Raw genomic sequence first — 24,492 nt, forward strand, 5'->3', positions numbered from 1 at the left:
CGCAAGGACGCGAAGTGGTCACGAAACGACACTTTGCGCCCCGCGGACCGGCCCGGGGCACGCTCCGTGCCGGGCCCGTCACGGTGTCGGCGGGGTGCGGCAGGATGGACCGGATGAGCGAGGAGAGCCGACAGGAGAACCGGACGCGGCAGACCGCGGCCGACACCGGCGCGCAGGCACTGCCGGAGTACGCGGAACGGGTGCTCGAGGTCGCCGAGCTGATCCCGCCGGGGAAGGTGATGACCTACGGGGACATCGCCGAATGGCTCGAGGAGGGCGGCCCGCGCCAGGTCGGACGCGTGATGGCCCTCTACGGAGGAGGCGTTCCGTGGTGGCGGGTGGTCCGTTCCGACGGCGCCCTGCTGCCGGGCCACGAACTGCGTGCCCTGGAGCGCTACCGGGACGAGGGCACGCCCCTGCGGCAGGCCTCGCGCGTCGCCCAGGGACACCTCCCGAAGCTCGACATGCGCCGGGCGCGATGGGACGGCGGGGCCGGACCCGGCACCCGGGACGCCGTGGCGCGCGCCGTCGCGGAAGGCGGTGCCCGAGACGGCACGGGGGGCGGCGGCGCGGACGGCGACGCCGCGGGTGACGCTCGCCCGCAGGCTCCGGAGGCTCACACCTGACAGCTTCCGGCATCGGACGGCCCGGCGGGGGACCGGTGGCCCGTACGGGGGAAGCGGCGCGTCCGCCGCGTCCACTGGCGTAGCGTCGACCGCACACATCCCCATCACCCCGCGGCCATCGCGCGGCCGCTCTGAGACCAGCACACCCACCAGGACCGGCGACCCACGTGAGTTCCCCTTCTTCCACTCGGCACATCGGGCACCCGTCGCACCATCAGGTACGACAGGGGGACCGGGATGCCTACCGACTGGTGCGTACACCGCCGACCCCGTCCGCTCCCCCTCGCTTGGACGCAGGTCAGCGCCGTGTGGTTGACCACAAGGGGGGACCGCTGCTGGCCCTGGCCGGCCCCGGCACGGGCAAGACGACCACCCTCGTGGAGGCCGTCGCCGCCCGCGTCGCCCGGGGCGCCGACCCCGCGCGGATCCTGGTGCTCACCTTCAGCCGCAAGGCCGCGGTGGAACTGCGCGACCGCATGGCGCTGCGCATCGGGGCGGCACACGCCCCGCAGGCCACCACCTTCCACTCCTTCTGCTACGCCCTCGTCCGCGCCCACCAGGACGCCGAGCTGTTCGTGGAGCCCCTGAGGCTCCTCTCCGGCCCCGAACAGGACGTGGCGGTACGCGAACTGCTCGCGGGCCAGATCGACCTCGCGCAGGAGGGCCACGGGCACATCCGCTGGCCGGACGAGCTGCGCGCCTGCCTGACCACCCGCGGCTTCGCCGACGAGGTGCGCGCGGTGCTCGCCCGCAGCCGCGAGCTGGGCCTCGGCCCGGACTCCCTGGCCGCCTTCGCGCGCCGCAGTGGACGGCCCGACTGGGGCGCGGCGGCGGCGTTCCTCGCCGAGTACCTGGACGTACTCGACCTCCAGGGAGTGCTGGACTACGCGGAACTGGTCCACCGCGCGGTGCTGCTCGCCCGCCGCCCGGAGGTGGCGCGGACCCTCGGCGCGCAGTACGACGCGGTCTACGTGGACGAGTACCAGGACACCGACCCGGCACAGGTGCGGCTGCTGCACGCGCTCGCCGGTGGCGGCCGCACGCTCGTCGCGTTCGGCGACCCCGACCAGTCCATCTACGCGTTCCGGGGCGCCGACGTGAACGGCATCCTGGAGTTCCCCCACGACTTCCCGCGCGCGGACGGCACCCCGGCGCCGGTCGAGGTCCTGACGACGTCCCGCAGGTCGGGCGCGCAGCTCCTGGCGGCCACCCGGCTGCTCACCCGGCGCATGCCGCTGACCAGGCTGCCCGCGGAGAAGGTACGGGTCCACCGGGAGCCCGCGCCGGTCAGGGACGGCGGCCGCGTCGAGGTGTACACGTACCCGACGGCCGGCACGGAGCTGGACAACATCGCCGACATCCTGCGCCGCGCGCACCTGGAGGACGGCGTTCCGTGGGGCGAGATGGCGGTCCTCGTCCGTGCGGGCGCCCGCACGATCCCGGCGGTCCGCCGCAGCCTCGGCGCGGCCGGCGTCCCCCTGGAGATCGACGGCGACGACATCGCCCTGCGCCACGAGCCCGCGGTGACCCCGCTCCTGACGGCCCTGCGGGTGGTGGCGACGGCGGTCGACGCGGAGGCGACTGATGCGGGGGCGGTGGACTCGGAGGGGGGATTCGGTGGCGCTGGTGCCGAGGGCTCCGGAGGGACTGTCTCCGTAGGGACCGTCTCCGGAGCGGATGGCTCCGAGAGCGCCGAGACCGCGGCCGGTGACCCGGCGAACACCGATCCCCAGGACCCCGACCCGTCGGAGACCGAACCACGCTCGGCGGCCGTCCCGCGCGCGGGGAGCGTCGCGCCCGGCTGGCTCGACACCGAGACCGCGCTCACCCTGCTCACCTCGCCGCTGGCCGGCATGGACGCCGCCGACCTGCGCCGGCTCGGCCGTGCCCTGCGCGAGGAGGAGCGCGCCGCGGGCAACCACGTGCCGCCGCCCTCCGACGAGCTGCTGGCCCGCGCCCTCGCCGAGCCGGAGCGGCTCGTGGCGCACGACCCGACGTACGCCCGGGGCGCCCAGCGTCTCGGCGCGCTGCTGCGCAAGGCCCGTGAGCGCCTCGCGGGCGGCGGCACCGCCGAAGAGGCGCTGTGGGAGCTGTGGGACGGCACACCGTGGCCCAGGCGCCTGGAGCGCACCGCGCGGCGCGGCGGCGCGGCCGGGCGCAACGCCGACCGCGACCTCGACGCGGTGTGCGCGCTGTTCGCCGCCGCGGCTCGCGCGGAGGAGCGCACGGGCGGCCGGGGCGCCCTCAACTTCCTGGAGGAGACCGAGGCACAGGACATCGCCGCGGACACGCTCACGCGCCGGGCGGCCCGTCCCGATGCCGTACGGCTCATGACGGCGCACCGCGCCAAGGGCCTGGAGTGGCGACTGGTCGTGATCGCGGGCGTACAGGAGGGGCTCTGGCCCGACCTGCGCCGCCGCGGCTCCCTCCTGGAGGCCGACCGCATCGGCCGCGACGGCCTCGCCGAACCGCTCACCCCCGGAGCGCTCCTCTCCGAAGAGCGCCGCCTGTTCTACGTGGCGGCCACGCGCGCGCGTGAACGCCTCGTGGTGACCGCGGTGAAGGCGCCCGCGGACGACGGCGACCAGCCGTCCCGCTTCCTCACCGAACTCGGCGTGGAGCCCAAGGACATAACGGGCCGCCCGCGCCGCCCCCTGTCCGTCGCCGCGCTCGTCGCCGAGCTGCGCGCCACCACCGTCGACCCGCGCGTCTCCGACACCCTGCGCGAGGCGGCGGCCCGGCGCCTGGCCCGCCTCGCCGCGCTCAGCGACGCCGACGGCCGCCCGCTCGTGCCGGCGGCGCACCCGTACCGCTGGTGGGGCATGTACGAGCCGACGGCGAGCGAGGTCCCCTTGAGGGACCGGGACAAGCCCGTCGTGCTCTCCGGCAGCGCGCTCGACCAGCTCGCCAACACGTGCTCCCTGCAGTGGTTTCTCGGCCGTGAGGTGAAGGCGGACGCTCCCTCGACCGCCGCCCAGGGCTTCGGCAACGTGGTGCACGTCCTGGCCGACGAGGTCGCCTCCGGGCGCACCCCCGCCGACCTCGCCGTCCTCATGGAGCGCCTCGACTCGGTGTGGGACGCGCTCGCCTTCGACGCCCCCTGGAAGTCCGCGCAGGAGAAGGAGCACGCGCGCGTGGCGCTGGAGCGCTTCCTCCAGTGGCACGTGATGGACCGGGCGAGCCGCACCCCCGTCGCCAGCGAGCACGGCTTCGACGTGACCCTGGAGGCAGGCCCCTACGAAGTGCGGGTGCGCGGCTCCATGGACCGTGTCGAACAGGACGCGGAAGGCCGCGCCTACGTGGTGGACTTCAAGACCGGCAAACACGCCCCGACCTCCGCCGAGGTCGCCCGCCACCCGCAGCTCGCCATCTACCAGCTGGCGGTGCGCGAGGGCGCCGCGGACGACCTCTTCGAAGGCGTACGCCCCGAGCCGGGCGGCGCCGAACTGGTGCAGTTGCGCCAGGGCGCCGCCAAGAAGAACGGCGGCGACGCCCTCCCGAAGGTGCAGGCCCAGGAGGCCCTCTCCGGAGAGTGGATCGGCGACCTCCTCGCGACGGCCGCGGGCAAGGTCCTCGACGAACGGTTCACGCCCACCACGGGCCAGCACTGCACGCACTGCGCCTTCCGCGCCTCCTGTAGCGCCCGCCCCGAGGGCCGCCACGTCGTGGAGTAACCCCGGGGGACGGGGCACCCATGTGGCCGAATTAAAGTCTGGGTAAGAACTTGCTGTGCGCCGACCAGAAGGCGCACCTTTTTGAGGAGTACGCGTATATGGCAGCCAATCGGAAGCTCCTGGCAGTGGCCGTCGCCTGTGCCGCCGCCGTCATCGGCGTAACGGGCTGCAGCAGCGACAGCGGCGACAAGGACCCCTTCGACGGCATGAGCGCCGACAAGATCGCCGAGAAGGCGTCCAAGGCCTCCAAGGACGCCGGGTCCTACACGATGAAGGGCCAGATGAAGCAGAGCGGCGAGGTGAGCGACATCGAGTTCGCCGTCGCCAAGTCCGGTGACTGCAAGGGCACCATGGGTTCGGCCAAGTCCGGCAAGGCCGAGTTCCTGTCCGTCGGCGAGTTCTCGTACTCGAAGGGCGACGACAAGTTCTGGGAGGGCAACGGCGGCAGCTCGACGGCCGAGCTCCTCAAGGGCCGCTGGGTGAAGCAGCCCAACAAGGGCGGCAAGGCCGTCTGCAACCCGGACGACATGTTCAGCAACAAGAACCTCAAGAAGCTGAAGCGCGGCGACGACGCCGAGGTCGACGGCGCGAAGGCGGCCGTCCTGACCCGCAAGAAGGGTGGCGAGACCACCACCTTCTACGTCGCCATGGAGGGCAAGCCGTACTTCCTGAAGGTCGTGAACAAGGGCAGCGACGGCCCCGGCACCGTGACCTTCAAGGACTACGGCAAGGCCGTCGACGTCAAGGCTCCGCCGGCCGACCAGGTCGTCGACCCGAAGAAGCTGGCGTCGGGTTCCTGACCCCGGGTTCTTGACCCCACGCACCCCATGAGCGTGCGGTGGCCGCCCCGGGCCGGACATGTCCCGGTTGTCAGTGGCCACCGCTAGCCTCTCTGACGTGTCACCTCGCCTCACCGACCCCGAGCAGCTCAAAGAGCTCCTCGGCATCCCGTTCACCCCGGAGCAGACGGCCTGCATCACCGCGCCGCCCGCCCCGCAGGTGATCGTGGCCGGAGCCGGCTCGGGCAAGACGACGGTGATGGCGGCCCGCGTGGTGTGGCTGGTCGGCACCGGCCAGGTCGCCCCCGAGCAGGTCCTCGGCCTGACGTTCACGAACAAGGCGGCGGGCGAGCTCGCCGAGCGCGTGCGCCAGGCCCTCGTCAAGGCCGGCGTCACCGACCCGGACGCGGTCGACCCGGACAACCCGCCCGGCGAGCCGGTCATCTCCACGTACCACGCGTTCGCGGGCCGCCTCCTGACCGACCACGGCCTGCGCATCGGCCTGGAGCCCAGCTCCCGCCTGCTCGCCGACGCCACCCGCTTCCAGCTCGCCGCCCGCGTGCTGCGCGAGGCCCCCGGCCCCTACCCCGCCCTCACCCGCTCCTTCCCCGACCTCGTCAGCGACCTCCTCGCCCTCGACGGCGAGCTCGCCGAGCACCTCGTACGCCCGGAGCGGCTCCGCGCGTACGACACCGGGCTGCTGCGGGCCCTGGACGGCGCCAAGCTCTCCAACGCCGACCTGCGCAAGGTCCCCGAGACGGCGGCGGCCCGGCTCGAACTGGCCGAGCTCGTCGAGCGGTACCGCGCGGCCAAGCGCTCCCGCGACCTGCTCGACTTCGGCGACCAGATCGCCCTCTCCGCGACCCTGGCCCGCACCCGCCCGGAGGTCGGCGAGATCCTGCGCGAGGAGTTCCGCGTCGTCCTCCTCGACGAGTACCAGGACACCTCGGTCGCCCAGCGCATCCTCCTGTCCGGCCTCTTCGGAGGCGGCACCGGACACCCGGTGACCGCCGTCGGCGACCCCTGCCAGGCCATCTACGGCTGGCGCGGCGCCTCCGTCGCCAACCTCGACGACTTCCCCGACCACTTCGCGTACGCCGACGGCCGCCCCGCCGCCCGCCACGCCCTCAGCGAGAACCGCCGCAGCGGCGGCCGTCTCCTGGACCTCGCCAACGACCTCGCGGAGCCCCTGCGCGCCATGCACGCCGGCGTGGAGGCCCTGCGGCCCGCCCCCGGCGCCGAGCGCGACGGTGTGGTGCGCTGCGCCCTGCTGCCCACCCACGCCGAAGAGATCGACTGGCTCGGCGACTCGATCGCCCACCTCGTCCGCACCGGCAAGGCGCCCGGCGAGATCGCCGTCCTGTGCCGCACGGCGACGGACTTCGCCGAGATCCAGGCCGCGCTCGTCGCCCGGGACATCCCCGTCGAGGTCGTCGGCCTCTCCGGACTCCTGCACCTCCCCGAGGTCGCCGACCTCGTCGCCGTCTGCGAGGTCCTCCAGGACCCGGGGGCCAACGCCTCCCTGGTGCGGCTCCTGACCGGCCCGCGCTGGCGCATCGGCCCCCGCGACCTCGCCCTCCTCGGCCGCCGCGCCCGCCTCCTCGTACGCCCGGGACACGCCGCCCCCGACGACCCGGACCGGCGCCTCGCCGAAGCCGTCGAGGGCGTCGACCCGGCCGAGGTGATATCCCTCGCGGACGCGCTGGACACCTTCCTGGAGTCACCGCTCGACCCGGACGACCCCTCCGGAGGCGACGACGGGCTGCCCTTCTCCGCGGAGGCCAGGGTGCGCTTCGCCCGCCTCGCCGCGGAACTGCGCGAGCTGCGCCGGTCCCTGTCCGACCCGCTGATGGACGTGCTGCACCGCGTGCTCGCGGTGACCGGCCTCGAAGTGGAGCTCTCCGCCTCCCCGGGCGCCCTCGCGGCCCGCCGCCGCGAGACCCTCTCGAACTTCCTGGACGTCGCCGCCTCCTTCGCCGCCAACGACTCCGGCGCGACCCTCCTCGCCTTCCTCGGCTTCCTGCGCACCGCCGCCCAGTACGAGAAGGGCCTCGACAACGCCCTGCCGGGCGGCGAGAACACCGTCAAGGTGCTCACCGCCCACAAGTCCAAGGGCCTGGAGTGGGACGTCGTCGCCGTCCCCGGCCTGGTCACCGGCACGTTCCCGAGCGCCCAGGGCCGCGAGAAGTGGACCTCGCAGGCCAAGGTCGTCCCGCACGAGCTGCGCGGCGACGCGGCCACGCTGCCCGACATCGACGCGTGGGACGCCAAGGGCATGAAGGCCTTCCACGAAGCGATGAAGGACCACCAGCGCACCGAGGAACTCCGCCTCGGCTACGTCACCTTCACCCGCCCCCGCTCCCTGCTCCTCGGTTCGGGCCACTGGTGGGGCCCGAGCCAGAAGAAGCCGCGCGGCCCCTCGGACTTCCTCCTGGCCCTGCACGACCACTGCGCGGCCGGCCACGGCGAGATCGAGGCCTGGGCGGACGAACCGGCCGAGGACGAGGAGAACCCCGCCCTGCGCGAGACGGCCGCCGAGCAGGCCTGGCCGCTGCCGCTGGACGACGACGCCATGGCCCGCCGCCGCGCCGCCGCGCAGACGGTCCTCGCCCACCTGGACCGCCTCACGGAAGAGGGCACCACCGAGCACGCCCGCTCCCACGAGGAGGCCCACCCGTCGGCGTACGACGACGTCCCCCCGGCCGAGGACCCGGAATGGCCGCCGCCTCCGGAGGACGAGGAGCCTCCCTACGAAGAGGCCTCCTATGAAGAGGTCCTCTACGAAGAGGCCGGTTTCGGCGACGCGCCCCCGACGACGGACCCGGTGGACTGGGACTCGCTGGAGAGGGAGCGCCCGACCATCCCGCATCCCGCGGACACCCCGGACAGTGGGGGCAGCAGGGACGAAGCGGCCCACGCGCGCGTGCCGCACCCCGCGCCGGCCGCGCACAGCGCCCGCCCGCACCCCGCGGAGCGCGTCCCGGGGAGCCGCCCCGCCCCGGAGGACCCCGGCACCGACCCCGGCCCCCGCCTCACCCCGGAAGAAGCCCGCACCCTCGCCTCCTGGGACCGCGACCTGGACGCCCTCACCGGCGAGCTGCTGCGCGCCCGCGAAGCCGTCAGGGACATCCCCGTACCGCCCTCGCTCACCGCGTCCGAGCTGATGCGCCTGGCCGCCGACCCCGAGGGCTTCGCGCGCGACCTGGCCCGCCCCATGCCGCGCCCACCGCAGCCCGCGGCCCGCCGCGGCACCCGCTTCCACGCCTGGATCGAGTCCCGCTTCGAAGAGCTGACCCTGCCGATGCTCTCGCCCGAGGAGCTGCCGGGCGGCGGACCCGACGAGGCCGAGATCGCCGACGAGCGCGACCTGGAAGCCCTCAAGGAAGCCTTCGAGCGCACCGAGTACGCCCACCGGGCGCCCTACCGCGTCGAGGTGCCCTTCCAGTTCGTGATCGCGGGCCGCGTCATCCGGGGCCGCATCGACGCGGTCTACAAGGAGGGTGACGGCGCCGACACGACGTACGAGATCGTCGACTGGAAGACCAGCCGCACCCGCACCGCCGACCCCCTCCAGCTCGCCGTCTACCGTCTCGCCTGGGCCGAGCAGCAGGGCGTGCCCCTGGAATCGGTGAAAGCCGCCTTCCTCTACGTGCGCAGCGGGGAGATCGCCCGCCCGGGGAACCTCCCCGGGAGAGACCGGCTGGAACGCCTCCTCCTGGAGGAACCGGCCGGTGCCCCGGGCGACGAGCCGCCGGACGAGACGGCCCCGGATGGCGGATAGGCTCGTGACCATGAGCGAGACACCGGACAGCGCCGTCCGCACGTACATCGAGAACCACCGTGCCGCCTTCCTCGACGACCTCGCCGAGTGGCTGCGCATCCCGTCCGTGTCGGCCCAGCCCGACCACGCCGGGGATGTGCGCGCCAGCGCCGAGTGGCTCGCCGCTCAGCTCGAGGAGACCGGCTTCCCGGTCACGGAGATCTGGGAGACGCCCGGGGCGCCCGCCGTCTTCGCCGAGTGGCCCTCCGGTGACCCGCAGGCCCCCACGGTGCTCGTCTACGGCCACCACGACGTGCAGCCCGCGGCCCGCGAGGACGGCTGGGACACCGACCCCTTCGACCCGGTCGTGCGCGGAAACCGCCTGCACGCGCGTGGGGCGGCCGACGACAAGGGACAGGTCTTCTTCCACACCCTCGGCGTCCGCGCCCACCTCGCCGCCACCGGCCGCACCGCGCCCGCGGTCAACCTCAAACTGCTCGTCGAGGGCGAGGAGGAGTCCGGCTCCCCGCACTTCCGCGCGCTCGTCGAAGCCCACCGGGACCGTCTCGCCGCCGACGCGGTGATCGTCTCCGACACCGGCATGTGGTCGGAGGAGACCCCGACCGTCTGCACGGGCATGCGCGGCCTCGCCGAGTGCGAGATCGAGCTGCACGGGCCCGACCAGGACATCCACTCCGGCTCGTTCGGCGGCGCCGTGCCGAACCCCGCCACCGAGATCGCCCGCCTCGTCGCCGCCCTGCACGACGAGGACGCGCGCGTGGCCATCCCGGGCTTCTACGAAGGCATCACGGAACTCACCGACCGCGAGCGCGAACTCTTCGCCGAGCTGCCCTTCGACGAGGCGCGCTGGCTGCGTACGGCCAAGTCGCACGGCACCCACGGAGAGGCCGGGCACACCACCCTGGAGCGCATCTGGGCCCGCCCCACCGCCGAGGTCAACGGCATCGGCGGCGGCTACCAGGGCGCCGGCAGCAAGACGATCATCCCGGCGTCCGCCTTCGTGAAGCTGACGTTCCGGCTCGTCGCGGGCCAGGACCCGGACCGCGTCGAGGAGGCCGTACGCGCGTGGGCCGCCGCCCGCGTCCCCGTCGGCATCCGCCACACGATCACCTTCAGTGCCGCCACCCGCCCGTGCCTGACCCCGCTCGACCACCCCGCCCTGCAGTCCGTCGTACGGGCGATGGGACGCGCCTTCGGCCAGGAGATCCGCTTCACGCGTGAGGGTGGCTCGGGTCCGGCGGCCGACCTCCAGGACGTCCTCGGCACACCCGTGCTCTTCCTCGGCATCTCCGTCCCGTCCGACGGCTGGCACGCGCCGAACGAGAAGGTCGAGATCGACCTGCTCCTCAAGGGCGTCGAGACGACCGCCCACCTCTGGGGCGACCTCGCGGAGAACTGGCGCGATGCACACTGAAGCCCCCGCCGCCCCACCGGCCGCCCAGCGCGTCCCGCCGCACGCCCTGCTGAACCACCCATTCCACCGGGGGAGTTGGAAGCACCTGTGACCACCTGGACCGACAGCACCGCAGACCGCCCCGTCTCGCTGACCGCCGCCAGCGGCATCGACCGCGCGGCCCACCACCGCATGGACGAGGCGTGGCTCGCCGCGGCCTGGAGCCACCCGTCGACCCGGGTCTTCGTAGTCTCCGGCGGTCAGGTACTCATCGACGAGACCCCCGAGGGCACCACCGAACTGGTGATGACGCCGTCCTTCGAGGCGCCCCTCACCGAGGAGCACCGCTACTTCCTGGGCACGGACGACGACGGCGTCAGCTACTTCGCTCTCCAGAAGGACTCCCTGCCCGGCCGCATGGACCAGTCGGCACGCGCCGCGGGCCTGCGCGAGGCGGGGCTCCTGCTCTCCCCACGCGACGCGGGCCTGATGGTGCACGCCGTCGCCCTGGAGAACTGGCAGCGCCTGCACCGCTTCTGCTCCCGGTGCGGCGAGCGCACCGTCATCGCGGCGGCCGGTCACATCCGCCGCTGCCAGGCCTGCGGCGCGGAGCATTACCCGCGCACGGACCCGGCCGTGATCATGGCGGTCAGGGACAGCGAGGACCGCATCCTCCTCGGCCGCCAGGTGCACTGGCCCGAGGGGCGCTTCTCCACCCTGGCGGGCTTCGTCGAGCCGGGGGAGTCCATCGAGCAGTCGGTGCGGCGCGAGGTCTTCGAGGAGGCGGGCGTCACGGTCGGCGACGTCGAGTACGTGGCGAGCCAGCCCTGGCCCTTTCCTTCCAGCCTGATGCTGGGCTTCATGGCCGACGCGACCTCCTCGGAGATCAACGTCGACGGCGAGGAGATCCACGAGGCACGCTGGTTCTCCCGGGAAGACCTGCGGGCCGCATTCGAGTCCGGGGAGGTCCTGCCTCCCTACGGGATCTCGATTGCGGCCCGACTGATCGAACTCTGGTACGGCAAGCCCCTGCCGAAGCCGGGGACCGTCGGCTGAGCGGTCGCCCGGTCGTCAGACCGAGAGCTTCTGCTTGACCTGCGCCAGCGAGGGGTTGGTGAGCGTCGAGCCGTCCGGGAAGAGAACGGTGGGAACCGTCTGGTTTCCGCCGTTCGCCTTCTCGACGAAAGCCGCCGAGTCCGGGTCCTGCTCGATGTTGATCTCGGTGTAGGCGATGCCCTCACGGTCCATCTGGCCCTTGAGGCGGCGGCAGTAGCCGCACCACGTCGTGCTGTACATCGTCACAGTGCCCGGCATCTCTTCCGTGCTCCTTCGTCGCTCGGGGTGGTGTTCGCAATGGAGCGAACGTACGCGACCCGGCGACCATTCCCGCATTAGTACGACCGCCACGGCTCCCCTGTGGACAACCGGCTCATCCGCCTCCCACGACCTGGCAGCATGGCGGGGTGACATCAGCAACGCACTCCTCCCTCTTCCCGCAGGTCCCGGACTCTGCCGACGCGGTGCTCGACGGGCTCGACCCGGAGCAGCGCGAGGTGGCCACGGCCCTGCACGGGCCGGTGTGCGTCCTCGCGGGCGCCGGCACCGGCAAGACACGGGCGATCACCCACCGGATCGCCTATGGAGTGCGCGCCGGAATCCTGCAGCCCGCCAGTGTGCTTGCCGTCACGTTCACCAACCGCGCCGCGGGCGAGATGCGCGGCCGCCTGCGCCAGCTCGGCGCCTCCGGCGTCCAGGCCCGCACCTTCCACTCCGCGGCCCTGCGCCAGCTCCAGTTCTTCTGGCCGAAGGCGGTCGGCGGCCCGCTGCCCCGGATCGTCGATCGCAAGATCAAGCTCGTCGCGGACGCGGCCGCCGCCTGCCGCATCCGCCTGGACCGCAATGAGCTGCGCGACCTCACCAGCGAGATCGAGTGGTCCAAGGTCACCCAGACCGTCCCCGCGGACTATGCGGCCGCCGCCGCCAAGTCGGGCCGCGACGTCCCGCGCGACCCCGCCGAGATCGCCCAGCTCTACGCGGCGTACGAGGACCTCAAGCGCGACCGCGCCGTCATCGACTTCGAGGACGTGCTGCTGCTCGCCGTCGGCATCCTCCAGGACCGGCACGACATCGCCGAGCAGGTCCGCAGCCAGTACCAGCACTTCGTCGTCGACGAGTACCAGGACGTGAGCCCGCTCCAGCAGCGCCTCCTCGAGCTGTGGCTCGGCGAGCGCGACAGCCTCTGTGTCGTCGGCGACGCCAGCCAGACGATCTACTCCTTCACCGGCGCCACCCCGGACCACCTGCTGAACTTCCGCACCCGCCACCCGGGCGCGACGGTCGTCAAGCTGGTCCGCGACTACCGCTCCACCCCCCAGGTCGTCCGCCTCGCCAACGGCCTGCTCTCCCAGGCCCGCGGCCGCGCCGCCGACCACCGCCTGGAGCTGATCTCGCAGCGCGAGCCCGGCACCGACCCGGTCTACACGGAGTACGCGGACGAGCCCGCCGAGGCCGAAGGCGCCGCCCGCCGCATCCGTGCCCTCCTCGCCGACGGCGTCCCGGCCAGCGAGATCGCGGTCCTCTTCCGTACGAACTCGCAGTCGGAGATCTACGAACAGGCGCTCGCCGACGCCGGCGTGCCCTACCAGCTGCGCGGCGCCGAGCGGTTCTTCGAGCGCACCGAGGTGCGCGAGGCGGGCGCGGCCCTGCGCGGCGCGGCCCGCTTCGGCGGGAACGACGCCCTCCTCGACGACGTCGTCGACCTGCCCTCCCAGGTGCGGGCGGTGCTCTCGACCAAGGGCTGGACGAGCGAGCCGCCCGCGGGCTCCGGCGCGGTCCGCGACCGCTGGGAGTCCCTGGCCGCGCTGGTGCGGCTCGCCGAGGACTTCTCGCGGGCCAGACCGGAGGCGACCCTCGCCGACCTGGTGGCCGAGCTCGACGAGCGGGCGAACGCCCAGCATGCCCCCACGGTCGAGGGCGTCACGCTGGCGTCACTGCACGCGGCCAAGGGCCTGGAGTGGGACGCCGTGTTCCTAGTGGGGCTCGCCGAGGGCATGATGCCGATCACCTACGCCAAGACCGACGAGCAGATCGAGGAGGAGCGGCGCCTCCTCTATGTGGGCGTCACCCGGGCCCGCGCGCATCTCTCGCTCTCCTGGGCCCTCTCCCGTTCGCCGGGCGGCCGGCCCAATCGTCGGCCCAGCCGGTTCCTCGACGGGCTGCGTCCGGGGTCGGGCGCGGGCTCCGCGGCCCGGGCCGCGGCCGGCGGTCCCGGCGGTGTCGAGCGCGGCAGCGGCGGCGCGACGGGTGTGGCGGCGGAGCGGCGTCGGCGCAAGAGCCGCACCCCGGCCCGCTGCCGGGTCTGCGGCCGGACCCTCACCGACGCGGGTGAGATGAAGCTCATGCGGTGCGAGGAGTGCCCGTCCGACATGGACGAGGGTCTCTACGACCGGTTGCGGGAGTGGCGCTCCGGTCAGGCGAGGGAACTGGGGCAGCCCGCGTACTGCGTCTTCACGGATAAGACCTTGATCGCCATCGCGGAGGCGGTGCCCGAGGACGAGGGCGAGCTGGCCCGGATCCCCGGTGTCGGGGTCCGGAAGTTTCAGCGGTTCGGCGCCGATGTGCTCGCCATTTGTGCAGGTCAGGAGCGTGTAAGGGGCGCCGATGACGAATGATTCAAACTCGTCGAAAAAATAGTTTGCGCATGCGCAAGGAAGACCCATAGGTTCTTAGCACGGAAACGGCGGGCTTCTCCGAAGCCCCCCTTCCGTGCTGTACTTGACAGTCCGCGGATCGGTTCCGGCCGATCCCCTAGACGCCGAGAGGAGGCGATTCCAGTGATCAGCATCAACGAGAGCTTCATCAGCACCGCGAAAATGACCGATCGCTCGGTCGTCGCTTCCTGCCTGCTCGGCTTCTCGAACCAGGGCACCGGTCTGTCCGGCGGCACCCCCGCCTTCCGTCCGATGCCCGCCTCCCTGCCTCTGGCCGGTCTTCCCGTCCGTGAGGCCGGCAAGGGCAATGAGCGACCGACCAAGGCACCGGAAGCAGCAGTAGCGGAGGCGCAGGCCCAGGCCTATGCCTTTGCGGCAGCCGGTGCCGGATTCCGGAAGCAGACGACGCAGCACCACACGATGTGGGCCTTCCGTGGGCTCGAACCCTGGAGTGATCCAGTCTGATCCTCGATCAGACAGGCGCCTTCAGGGCCGCGGAACCCCACCCGGGATCCGCGGCCCTTCTGTTTTCCCCAGAACAGGGAGACAGAGCGAAGGGGCCGACAGCAAGACCCGGTACCAGCCGCCAACCGGCCGACCCAGGCCGGCACGACCAGACGAGGAAAACACCACCGTGCAACTCGAAGCGCACGCCCCGTCCGTACCGCCTTCACAGACGCTCCCCCCGCCCGCACCCACGGAGGACCCGACCTTGACTCCCCTCACCGCGCTCACCGCGCTCGACGACGCCATCGAGAACCTCGGCGTACCCGTTCCCTGCCGTGCCTACGACCCGGAGGTCTTCTTCGCGGAGTCCCCGGCCGACGTCGAGTACGCCAAGTCCCTCTGCCGTACCTGCCCGCTGATGGAGGCCTGCCTCGCCGGCGCAAAGGAGCGGCGCGAGCCGTGGGGCGTCTGGGGCGGCGAGCTGTTCGTCCAGGGCGTCGTGGTTGCCCGCAAGCGGCCGCGTGGCCGCCCGCGCAAGAACCCGGTCGTCGCATGAGCACCGCCGGAACCATCGATCGCCCCCTCACGCACGACCCGAAGAAGCAGGCCCCGATGAAGGCAGCCACCAGCGAGCCCGCCGGCTCCGCCATCCCAGACTTCACCACCACCGGCGCGCACGTCCCGCGCCAGAACAGGACCCGAGAGATGCAACTCATCCCAGAAGCCATGGCTCGTGCGCATATGCACGAACGCCTGCGCGAGGCCGAGGCACGGCGCCCGGCCGACCGCCTGGTGGCGGCCCGCCGTATGCAGCGTCGCGCGGAGCGCGCCTCGCTGCGTGCCCGGCGCGCGCTCGCCATCGCCGTCATGCAGTAAGAGCCACACCACAGAAGTCACGCCGAAAGAGCCGCGGACGCGGCTCGGCGCCCTGACGGATGACCTCGGGGGGGCGGTCCGAACGGACCGTCCCCCGAGGTGCGTTGTGCCCACCGATCCTCCCGGCACGGCGATAGGGTCGGCGGGTGGAACAGCAGAATCCCGACCCCGTGGAGACCGAGAATCTCGTGTGCTGCCGCTGCGGCGCGGTCGCCGAGGGCACCCCACCGACCTGGACCTGCTCCGTGGAGAACGGCGAGCGCCGCTACATCTGCGACACCTGCGCGCGGGACAACATCAGAGCCATCGAAGGGCGCCTCGACTCCGCCTGGTGGTGAGCGGCCCCGCCCCGCGCTGCCCCGTCCCGCCCCGGCGCGGCCTCAGGCCTCCGCCGCGGCGCCGCCCTCCCGCGCCCGGACCAGTTCATCGGCCTCCAAGAGCTCTTCGACCTCCGCGAACTCCTCGTCGTCCAGCAGCTCTTCCGCCTCCTCCACGAAGCCGGGCAGCCACTCCTCCAGCTCGTCCCGCATCCGCACCGTCGCACCCAGCTGACAGAGCACGCCGATCGTGCTCACCGTCACGCGGTGTATCAGCAGATAGGCGGGGGGCAGGTTCAGATACCGGCCCAACTGGTAGGCGGGGGAGCGGACATCGGCCAGCCGCGCCGCCTGCTTGCGCATCCAGGCGCGGGTGAACGTGTACTCGTCGACCGACAGGGGCTCGATGATCGGCAGCAGATAGTCGAGCACCCCCTCGGGATCGAGGTCGACGGACTCCTTGACGAAGCCCTCCGCGCGCAACATGTCGTAGACGGCGTCGGCCTCGCCCTCCAGCGTCATCCGCAGGGATGTGCCGATGGTCGGGGGCAGCCCATCGGGCAGCCGGTCCACCGTGCCGAAGTCGAGGACCCCGAGGCGGTGGCCGCCCTTCTCATCCGACAGCAGACGGAAGTTGCCGGGGTGCGGGTCGGCGTGCAGCAGTCCCGTACGCGCCGGGCCCGAGAAGAGGAAGTGGGCCAGCAACTGCCCCGCGCGGTCGCGCTGCTCCTGGGTGCCGTCCGAGATCACCTTCGACAGGGGCGTCCCGTCCATCCACTCGGTGACCAGGACCTGGTCGCTCTGGTGCACCACCTGGGGCACCACCACATGCGGGTCGTCCAGGAACTCCGCGGCGTGCGCCTCCTGGGCCTGCGCCTCCAGGCCGTAGTCCAGCTCTTCCGAGACGCGGTCGCGCAGCTCGGCGATGAGCGGCTTGATGTCCATCCCCGGGATCAGCGGTCCCAGGAGCCGGGCGAACCGGCCGAGCTGGGTGAGGTCGGAGAGGAGCGCCTCGCCCGCGCCCGGATACTGGACCTTGACCGCGACCTCGCGGCCGTCAGCCCAGACGGCCCGGTGCACCTGCCCGATGGACGCGGCCGCCGCGGGCTTGTCCTCGAACTCCAGGAACAGCTCACGCCACTGCGGACCGAGGCGCTCCTCCAGCACGGAGTGGACGGTGCTGGTCGGCATCGGCGGCGCCGCCTCCTGCAGCTTCGTCAGCGCCGCGCGGTAAGGCCCCGCGATCTCCTCCGGCAGCGCCGACTCGAAGACGGACAGCGCCTGCCCGAACTTCATGGCGCCGCCCTTCAGCTCGCCGAGGACCTTGAACAGCTGCTCGGCCGTACGCTGCTGCAGCTCGCGGCCGACGATCTCCGCCGACTTGCCCCCGATCCGCTTGCCGAGCCCCCAGGTCGCGCGCCCCGCGAAGCCGAGTGGCAGCGCGGCCAATTTGGCGGTTCGGGTGACCGCCTTCCGGGGAAGATCAGACATGCGCCCCTCCAAGTCCCAGACAGCCGCGCCCTCGCAGGCGGTTACCCGGCCATTGTTGCGTGCGGCTTCGTGTCAGCGGTGGGCCGATCCCCCTTAACGGACGCCGCCGCCCCACAAGAGCATGATGGATGGGGCCAAATCGAGCTCGAGCGCCACTCGAATCCGGGCACCGCGGCCTTCCAGCGCACCCCCGCGCAGGCGGAGGGCTCCCCGTCCAGAAAGGCGAGGGCGTGCCCCGCCGTGAGGCCGGCGACCGCTGTCGAGAGTGCCACGTCGCACGCGGGCACGTGACGGGAGTGGCCCGAGCGCCACTGGGCCAGCATCCGTGGCCAGGTCGCCTCATGATCCGAGCGGTGCCGGAAAAGACATTCGGCGCACGCCGTCGTCCCCGGCAGGACCAGCGGCCCGACCACGCCCGTCCCCTCGATCACCCCGGCATAGAGATGGGGTGTGCCCGAGGCGAGAAACTCCTCGGCCGCGGCGGGCGCCGGAGCATAGGCGTCCAGGCCGTCCCGGGGAGCGATGACCACGAGGGAGAGCCCCGCCTCGCCCTCCGGCCGGGCGGCCTGCCGGGGCGGGCGGCCGGGCGCGGCCTGCCGCACGGTCCGGCGCGCGGCCGCGTCCCTGCGCTCCCCGACGGACTCCGCGGGCAGGCCTCCCGGCGCCACGTCCCACGGCCGCACCTGTCCGCCGTCCAGCACGTCGACCCGGCCGACGCCCGCCGCCGAGAGCACCGAGGCCACGAGGGCGCCCACCCGTCCCGCGCCCTGGACCCGGACGCGCATGGCGCGCCGCGCCGCCATCTTCGCCGTCGCGCCGCCCGGCTCGGGGGAGACCAGCGACAACGAGGCCACGTCGGCGCGGAGCCGGTCCATGACCTCGGGCCGCTCGCGCAGGGAATCGGCCGCGGGCCCGCCACCCGTCGAGTCGTCCAGGAGCCCGGCGCGCGAGAGCTCGGTCAGCAGTCTGTCCACGTGTCCGTCGGGCAGTCCCATCCGCTGGGCCTCCTCCCGCAGCAGCGGCACCCCGCGGGTGCCGTCGAGGAGGGTCAGGAAGCTGCTCGTCGCCGTGTCCATCGGGCCGAGCACCAAGGCGTGCGCGGGCGCCACCCCGAACTGCACGGTGCTCAGGTCCCGCCAGCCGCGCCGCAGCGCGGGCTTCACGATCGGATGCGTCACAGGCATGGTCGTCCCCCGTCAGCCGGCCGGCGCGGTCCCGTCCGCCGCGTCGATCGAATGCCAGAATGCCCGCCCCGCCGGACGGCCGCGTCGCGTTGTCCACAGGCAGGGGGCATTCGTCGTACTAATCAGTCGTACTAATCAGACGCACAGGGGGTGGAACGGCGCCGAACCGCCCCGGAGGCGGGACTTCCCCCATGCGCAGCGGGTAACGTCGGGGCGTGCCCGCCGACCCGTCCCCTCGCGTCGCTGGGGAGACCTCGGCGCGTCGCGCCGGAGCTCCACAGCGCAGCACGACCAGCCCGGCGCCGTCCGGCCCGACGGCCACCTCGGTCGAGGTCAGACGGAGCGCCCGCCGCCGCAGGACGGTCTCGGCGTACCGGGAGGGCGACCGCACCGTCGTCCTCATCCCCGCCCGCATGTCCGAGGCGGAGGAGCAGCGCTGGGTCAACGTCATGCTCGACAAGCTCGCGGCCCAGGAGAGCAAGCGCCTCCTCGGGGACACGGAGCTCGCCGAGCGCGCCGGACAGCTCTCCGAGCAGTACTTCGGCGGCCGCGCGAGGCCGGCATCGGTTCGCTGGGTCACGAACCAGAACACCCGGTGGGGCTCCTGCACCCCGGCGGAGGGCAGCATCCGCCTCTCGCACCGGCTGCAGGGCATGCCCGAGTACGTCGTCGACTACGTCCTCGTCCACGAGCTCGCCCACCTGCTCGTACCCGGTCACGGCCCCGACTTCTGGCGGCTGCTGGAGGCCTATCCCCGTACGGAGCGGGCCCGGGGGTACCTCGAAGGGGTGGTCGCCGCCAGCCGGCTGCCCCACCTCCCCGCCGCCCGCGAAGAGTGACCGTCGCCCGGATCCGGCGGTTGTGTAGCGGGTCTGTACCGGCTTCGCCCGCTGTCGGACTTTGCGGTTAGCCTGACGCGACGCATTCACATTCGGGATGGGGGACGGTCGTTACGTATGGCCAGGGAATTCCAACGCGGCCACAAGGCCAAGATCAGTGACCTCACTGCGGGCACCGATCTGTACGTCGGCGTACAGATCTCCGCCCCCGGGCTGACCTTCGACATCAGCTGCTTCGGCCTGGACGCGAGCGAACGGCTCTCGGACGACCGTTACTTCATCTTCTTCAACCAGCCCAAGTCGCCCGAGGAGTCGATCCAGCTCCTGGGCGCGCAGGCGGGCGACACCGAGTCCTTCCGCGTCACGCTCGACCGCATCCCGCCGCAGATCCAGCGGCTGTCGTTCACCGCGACCATCGACGGCGCGGGACAGATGTCACAGGTCGCCTCCGGGTACGTGCGCATCGTCGCCGGCGGCGAGGAAGTCGCACGCTACGCCTTCACCGGCGCGGAGTTCTCCACGGAGCGCGCCGTCATGCTGGGCGACTTCTACCTGAAGGACGTCTGGCGGTTCGCCGCGATCGGCCAGGGCTTCGACGGCGGCCTCGAGGCCCTCCTGAAGAACTTCGGCGGCGAGGTCGCCGAGGAGGAGCCGGCCGCCCCGCAGCCGCAGGCCGGCGCGCCCTCTTTCGCGCCGCCCGCGCAGGCAGCGGCGCCGCCCGCGTTCGGCGCCCCGGCCGCCGCCACCCCGCCCCCGGCCCCTGCCCCGGCGCCCGCGCAGAACTTCGCGCCCCCGCAGGGCGCCACCCCGCCCCCGGCCCCCGCGCCCGCCCCGGTCGACCCGTCGGTGCACGCCGCGCAGACCGTCGTGGCCCCGCTGAACCAGCCGCCGGGCGGCGCCACCCCGCCCCCGCCGCCCCCTTCGCCGTACGGCCAGCCCCCGCAGCAGCCGCACTTCGGCCAGGTCCCCGGCCAGCCGGCGCCGGGCCAGACCGCGCCCCTGCCGCCCGGCTACGGCCAGCAGCCGCCGCCCCCGATGCCGCCCGGCTATGGCCAGCAGCCCGGCGCGCCCCTGCCCCCCGGCTACGGCCAGCAGCCTCCGGGCGGTCAGTTCGCCGGCCCGACGGCCGCCGCCCAGGGCGCGGCGCCGCAGGGCGCCGGAGTCGCCGCGGCCCTCCAGAAGTACCGCGAAGCCCCCACCGGCCAGCGCTGGACGCAGCAGAACGAGAAGCTGATCCGCGTCGACCTCGGCGTCGCCGACCAGCCGATCCTCGCCCGCCAGGGCAGCATGGTGCTCTACCAGGGCAAGGTCGAGTTCAGCTACAAGGGCGCCGGCTTCGCCGGCCGCATCGTGGGCAACGCCACCGGCCAGGAGATGCAGCTGATGCGCTGCTCCGGCCGCGGCCAGGTCTTCCTCGCCGAGGAGGGCACCCACCTGCACCCCATCGAACTCCAGGGCGACGCGATCTGCGTCTCCGCGGAGAACGTCCTCGCCTTCGACGAGACGCTGCAGCACGAGGTGCGCAGGATCGAGGGCCACGGCATCCCCGGCGGCGCGCTGTTCGTCATGCAGTTCCAGGGCACCGGCACGGTCATCCTGAAGACCCACGGCGTGCCCGTCGTCCTGCCCGTGACGCCGACGACGTTCGCCGACTGCCACGCCGTGGTCGCCTGGTCGGCCGCCGCGCAGGCGATCGTCTCCAGCCAGGTGCGGCTGCGCAGCAACGCCTACGCGGGCTCCACGGGGGAGAGCGTGAATCTCCAGTTCCGTGGCGCGCCCGGCAATTTCATCGTCGTCCAGCCGTACGAGGTCTGAGGGAGCCCGTCATGAATCAGCAGCTCGCGGGCTTTGCTCCCGCACCCGTCGCCACCCGCATGGAGAACCACGGCCACCACATGGTCAAGGTGGCCATGCAGACCGGGAACGACCTCCTCGCGCGGGTGGGCTCGATGGTCGCCTACGAAGGGTTCGTGCAGTACGAGCCGAATCCGCCCGCCGTCCGTCAGGTCGCGCGCGAGTGGATGACCGGTGAGGGCGCGCCCCTGATGAAGTGCTCCGGAGACGGCCTGCTCTACCTCGCCGACTACGGGGCGGACGTCGTCGTCATCAATCTGGCGGGTGACTCCCTCTCGGTGAACGGCACCAACCTGCTGGCCTTCGACGCGTCCCTCCAGTGGGGTGTCGAGCGGGTCAAGGGCATGGCGAAGTTCGCCGGACAGGGCCTGTGGAACATCACGATCTCCGGCCAGGGCTGGGTCGCGCTGACCTCCCGCGGCACCCCGATCGTCGTCGACTGCGGCCGCGGCGACGACGAGACGTACGTCGACCCGGACGCCCTGATCGCCTGGTCCCCGAACCTGAAGGTGAAGGGCAAGCGCAGCTTCAAGGCCGGATCCCTCATCGGGCGCGGCAGCGGCGAGGCCTACCAGATGGGCTTCTCCGGAGAAGGCATCGTCGTCGTACAGCCCAGTGAGGACAGCACCGACCGTCTCCGAGCACGGGGCTGAGGGGGAGCAACACAACATGCAGAGCCCACTTTTCGCGCACGCCGAGCAGCAGACGCAGGAGCGCTACTCCGTCCAGAACCCGCAGATGCTGCGGGTCGCCCTGGAGGGCCACGACGACGTCCTGGCCCGCAAGGGCGCCATGGTCGCCTACCAGGGGATGATGGAGTTCGACGCCGAGTACCAGAGCCGGGGCAACCAGCGCGCACGCGCGCACACCGGCGAGGGCCTCGACATGATGCGCTGCCACGGCCAGGGCACCGTCTACCTCGCCAACCTCGCCCAGTACATCCATGTGGTGGACGTGGAGCAGGACGGCCTGACCGTGGACAGCAGCTATGTCCTCGCGATGGACTCGTCGCTGACCCACCAGGTCATCGCCGTGGACAGCCAGTACGGCATCTCCGGCTCCGGCAAGTACCAGCTCAACATCACCGGGCGCGGCAAGGTCGCCCTGATGACGTCGGGCCAGCCGCTGATGCTGCAGGTGACACCGGAGCAGTACGTGAACGCCGACGCCGACGCGATCGTCGCCTGGTCCAACGGCCTGCGCGTCCAGATGCAGGCCCAGACCCACTCCTCGGGCGTCTGGCGGCGCCGCGGCAACACCGGTGAGGGCTGGGAGCTCAGCTTCATGGGGCAGGGATACGCCCTCGTCCAGCCGAGCGAGATGCTGCCGCCGCAGAACGCGGTGATCGGGCGGGGCGCCCAGGCACAGTTCGGAATGGGCCAGCAGGGCGCCCGGGGGGCGAACCAGGGCAACGTCTGGAGCTGAGCGCTCCGCTTCGGTGAAGCAGCGGACAGGTCGCGGGGAACTGCGGGCCGGCTGTGGCCGGTCGCGCAGTTCCCCGCGTCCCTTTCTGGGGCGCCCCTAGAGGCGTGCCCTCGTCGCCTCCACCAGCCGTACGACCGACTCGTCCGCGACCCCCGCCACCTCGTCGTACGCGAACCAGCGCAGGTCGAGGGACTCGTCGCTGATCGCCTCCACGGCGTCCTCAGGGGCCAGAGCCGCGTACTGCACGTCCAGGTGCTGGGTGCACGGCCCCGGAATGGGGTGCCGGTCCAGGCGGACCGGGCCGCCCGCGAGGAGCGTCAGCCCCGGGACGCCGGACTCCTCGGTCGCCTCGCGCAGCGCGGCGGCCGCGAGTGTGGCGTCGCCCGGCTCGCAGTGGCCGCCCATCTGCAGCCACATCCGCAGCTTCTTGTGCAGGGTCAGGAGCACCCGCCCGCGCGCGGGGTCGACGACGAGCGCGCTCGCCGTCACATGGCCCGCCGTACAGGCCTTCCACATGCCGGCGTCGCCGTGCGCGGCCAAGTGGTCCAGGTAGGCCTGGCGCAGCTCGGGCTGGTCCTCGTACCCCTTGAGGACGAGGACCGTGTCGTCGTACAGACTCACTTGCCGTCTTCGCCCTTGTCCTCGTCGGGCTCGTCCTTGGTGAGGTCCGGCTTCGCGGCGCCGCCGCCGCTCGCCGCCTCGCCGAGCATCTTGTCCAGCTCGGAGAAGTCCAGCTGCTCGCGGTGGACGAAGCCGTCGGGGTCGTCCAGGTCGGAGGCGGTCGGCAGCATGTCCGGGTGCTCCCACAGGCCGTCGCGGCCGTCGACGCCGCGGGCGTCCGTGAGCGAGGCCCACAGGCGCGAGGCGTCCCGCAACCGGCGCGGACGCAGTTCGAGGCCGATCAGGGTCGCGAACGTCTGCTCCGCGGGGCCGCCCGTCGCGCGGCGGCGGCGCAGCGTCTCCCGGAGCGCGTCGGCGGACGACAGGCGCGGCTTGGCGGCGGCGTGCACCACCGCGTCCACCCAGCCCTCCACGAGCGCCAGAGCCGTCTCCAGGCGCGCCAAGGCGGCCTTCTGGGCCGGGGTGTCCTCCGGCTGGAACATGCCCTGCTGGAGCGCCTCCTGCAGCTGCTCGGGGTTCTGCGGGTCGAGCTGGCCGACGACGTCCTCCAGCTTGGCCGTGTCGACCTTGATCCCGCGCGCGTACCCCTCGACGGCGCCGAACAGGTGCGAGCGCAGCCACGGCACGTGGGCGAAGAGTCGCTGGTGGGCGGCCTCGCGCAGCGCCAGGTAGAGCCGCACCTCGTTCTTGTCGATGCCCAGGTCCTTGCCGAAGGCCTCGATGTTCACCGGGAGCAGCGCGGCCTTGCCGGCCGGGCCGAGCGGCAGGCCGATGTCGGTGGAGCCGACGACCTCGCCCGCGAGCACGCCCACGGCCTGGCCGATCTGCTGGCCGAACATGGCGCCGCCCATCGAGCGCATCATGCCGATCAGCGGGCCCGCCATGGCCTGCATCTCCTCGGGCAGCACATCGCCCATGGCCAGGCCGACGCGCTCGGCGACGGGGTCGACGAGCTCCTTCCAGACCGGCAGGGTCGCCTCGACCCACTCGGCGCGGCTCCACGCCACGGCCGTGCCGGACCCGGACGGCAGCGACGTCGCGTCGTCCAGCCACAGGTCGGCCAGGCGCACGGCCTCCTCGACGGCGGAGCGCTCGCCGGGGCCGACGCTGGCGTCCTTGGTGCCGTCCGCCGTGCCCTGGGAGACGGTCTGGCGGGCGATGTCCTTGGCCATGTCCCAGTTCACCGGGCCGCCCTCGTACGAGAGCATCTGGCCGAGCTGCTGGAACGCGGCTCCCAGGTCGTTCGGATTCATCGAGCCGAACATCGCGGCGAACGGATTGTCCCCGCCGCCGGCGCCGCCGGCCCCCGGGAACCCCCCGAAGCCGAACGGGTTCGCGGGGCCACCTGCGCCTTGTCCCCCGCTCTGGCCCTCTCCAGGGGATTCCTTCTTCTTGCCCTCGTCGCCGTCGTCCGGCTCCTCCGGCGGAAGGCCGAATCCGAATGGGGTGTCACTCACGGGATTCCTCGGCTCGTC

The 24,492-nt window shown here is 72.7% G+C and carries 20 protein-coding genes; 15 read left to right on the forward strand and 5 right to left on the reverse strand.

Features of this window, described 5'->3' with window-relative positions; genetic code table 11:
• Positions 1–104 precede the first annotated feature (104 nt).
• The 6 genes from ACZ7DY_RS08580 to nudC all read left to right on the forward strand — a co-directional run bounded on the left by ACZ7DY_RS08580 (position 105) and on the right by nudC (position 11,309).
• Positions 105–626 (forward strand): MGMT family protein, encoded by a 522-nt coding sequence (locus ACZ7DY_RS08580; protein WP_471131735.1) that lies wholly within the window; start codon positions 105–107, stop codon positions 624–626.
• A 167-nt stretch (positions 627–793) separates the two neighbouring features.
• Positions 794–4,300, forward strand: coding sequence for an ATP-dependent helicase (locus ACZ7DY_RS08585; protein ID WP_471131738.1), 3,507 nt, complete (start codon positions 794–796; stop codon positions 4,298–4,300).
• 98 nt (positions 4,301–4,398) lie between these two features.
• On the forward strand, positions 4,399–5,100 hold the full coding sequence (locus ACZ7DY_RS08590) for a hypothetical protein (RefSeq protein WP_471131741.1): 702 nt from the start codon (positions 4,399–4,401) through the stop codon (positions 5,098–5,100).
• A 97-nt stretch (positions 5,101–5,197) separates the two neighbouring features.
• Positions 5,198–8,860, forward strand: coding sequence for a UvrD-helicase domain-containing protein (locus ACZ7DY_RS08595; RefSeq protein ID WP_471131743.1), 3,663 nt, complete (start codon positions 5,198–5,200; stop codon positions 8,858–8,860).
• Between the two features lie 10 nt (positions 8,861–8,870).
• Entirely contained in the window at positions 8,871–10,274 is a 1,404-nt protein-coding gene (locus tag ACZ7DY_RS08600) for a dipeptidase (protein WP_471131746.1), read from the forward strand.
• Positions 10,275–10,361: 87 nt separating this feature from the next.
• Positions 10,362–11,309 carry an NAD(+) diphosphatase gene (gene nudC, locus ACZ7DY_RS08605; RefSeq protein ID WP_471131748.1) on the forward strand — a complete coding sequence of 316 codons (948 nt, stop codon included), beginning with the start codon at positions 10,362–10,364 and terminating at the stop codon, positions 11,307–11,309.
• 15 nt (positions 11,310–11,324) lie between these two features.
• Here the strand turns inward: nudC and ACZ7DY_RS08610 are convergent, their stop codons facing one another.
• Positions 11,325–11,567 carry a mycoredoxin gene (locus tag ACZ7DY_RS08610; protein WP_471131750.1) on the reverse strand — a complete coding sequence of 81 codons (243 nt, stop codon included), beginning with the start codon at positions 11,565–11,567 and terminating at the stop codon, positions 11,325–11,327.
• 68 nt (positions 11,568–11,635) lie between these two features.
• Here ACZ7DY_RS08610 and ACZ7DY_RS08615 point away from each other — a divergent pair, with 68 nt between their 5' ends.
• The 5 genes from ACZ7DY_RS08615 to ACZ7DY_RS08635 all read left to right on the forward strand — a co-directional run bounded on the left by ACZ7DY_RS08615 (position 11,636) and on the right by ACZ7DY_RS08635 (position 15,624).
• Positions 11,636–13,924, forward strand: a complete 2,289-nt coding sequence (locus ACZ7DY_RS08615) for an ATP-dependent DNA helicase UvrD2 (protein WP_471132421.1) — start codon at positions 11,636–11,638, stop codon at positions 13,922–13,924.
• Between the two features lie 162 nt (positions 13,925–14,086).
• Positions 14,087–14,428, forward strand: a complete 342-nt coding sequence (locus ACZ7DY_RS08620) for a hypothetical protein (protein WP_471131753.1) — start codon at positions 14,087–14,089, stop codon at positions 14,426–14,428.
• 169 nt (positions 14,429–14,597) lie between these two features.
• Positions 14,598–14,966, forward strand: a complete 369-nt coding sequence (locus ACZ7DY_RS08625) for a WhiB family transcriptional regulator (protein WP_055565619.1) — start codon at positions 14,598–14,600, stop codon at positions 14,964–14,966.
• Entirely contained in the window at positions 14,963–15,286 is a 324-nt protein-coding gene (locus tag ACZ7DY_RS08630; protein ID WP_471131755.1) for a hypothetical protein, read from the forward strand. The genes ACZ7DY_RS08625 and ACZ7DY_RS08630 overlap by 4 nt, the downstream gene beginning before the upstream one ends.
• 146 nt (positions 15,287–15,432) lie before the next feature.
• The gene (locus ACZ7DY_RS08635; protein WP_471131758.1) at positions 15,433–15,624 is read left to right on the forward strand and encodes a hypothetical protein; all 192 of its coding nucleotides are present in this window, start codon (positions 15,433–15,435) and stop codon (positions 15,622–15,624) included.
• 42 nt (positions 15,625–15,666) lie between these two features.
• On the opposite strand, the gene ACZ7DY_RS08640 is transcribed toward ACZ7DY_RS08635, so the two are convergent.
• Positions 15,667–17,094: an ABC1 kinase family protein gene (locus tag ACZ7DY_RS08640; RefSeq protein ID WP_471131760.1), complete on the reverse strand. Its 1,428-nt coding sequence runs from the start codon at positions 17,092–17,094 to the stop codon at positions 15,667–15,669.
• 41 nt (positions 17,095–17,135) lie between these two features.
• Entirely contained in the window at positions 17,136–18,278 is a 1,143-nt protein-coding gene (locus ACZ7DY_RS08645; RefSeq protein WP_471131763.1) for a ThiF family adenylyltransferase, read from the reverse strand.
• Between the two features lie 215 nt (positions 18,279–18,493).
• Here ACZ7DY_RS08645 and ACZ7DY_RS08650 point away from each other — a divergent pair, with 215 nt between their 5' ends.
• The 4 genes from ACZ7DY_RS08650 to ACZ7DY_RS08665 all read left to right on the forward strand — a co-directional run bounded on the left by ACZ7DY_RS08650 (position 18,494) and on the right by ACZ7DY_RS08665 (position 22,396).
• Positions 18,494–19,117, forward strand: a complete 624-nt coding sequence (locus ACZ7DY_RS08650) for a M48 metallopeptidase family protein (protein WP_471131765.1) — start codon at positions 18,494–18,496, stop codon at positions 19,115–19,117.
• Positions 19,118–19,234: 117 nt separating this feature from the next.
• Entirely contained in the window at positions 19,235–20,932 is a 1,698-nt protein-coding gene (locus tag ACZ7DY_RS08655) for a TerD family protein (protein ID WP_471131767.1), read from the forward strand.
• An 11-nt stretch (positions 20,933–20,943) separates the two neighbouring features.
• Positions 20,944–21,624: an AIM24 family protein gene (locus ACZ7DY_RS08660; RefSeq protein WP_471131770.1), complete on the forward strand. Its 681-nt coding sequence runs from the start codon at positions 20,944–20,946 to the stop codon at positions 21,622–21,624.
• A 16-nt stretch (positions 21,625–21,640) separates the two neighbouring features.
• Positions 21,641–22,396, forward strand: coding sequence for an AIM24 family protein (locus ACZ7DY_RS08665; RefSeq protein ID WP_471131773.1), 756 nt, complete (start codon positions 21,641–21,643; stop codon positions 22,394–22,396).
• A 96-nt stretch (positions 22,397–22,492) separates the two neighbouring features.
• Here the strand turns inward: ACZ7DY_RS08665 and ACZ7DY_RS08670 are convergent, their stop codons facing one another.
• Both ACZ7DY_RS08670 and ACZ7DY_RS08675 read right to left on the reverse strand, forming a co-directional pair.
• Positions 22,493–23,017, reverse strand: a complete 525-nt coding sequence (locus tag ACZ7DY_RS08670) for an NUDIX hydrolase (RefSeq protein ID WP_471131776.1) — start codon at positions 23,015–23,017, stop codon at positions 22,493–22,495.
• Positions 23,014–24,474 (reverse strand): zinc-dependent metalloprotease, encoded by a 1,461-nt coding sequence (locus ACZ7DY_RS08675; protein WP_471131778.1) that lies wholly within the window; start codon positions 24,472–24,474, stop codon positions 23,014–23,016. The genes ACZ7DY_RS08670 and ACZ7DY_RS08675 overlap by 4 nt, the downstream gene beginning before the upstream one ends.
• Positions 24,475–24,492 lie beyond the last annotated feature (18 nt).

It is taken from the genome of Streptomyces sp. NPDC037013 (assembly GCF_055607265.1).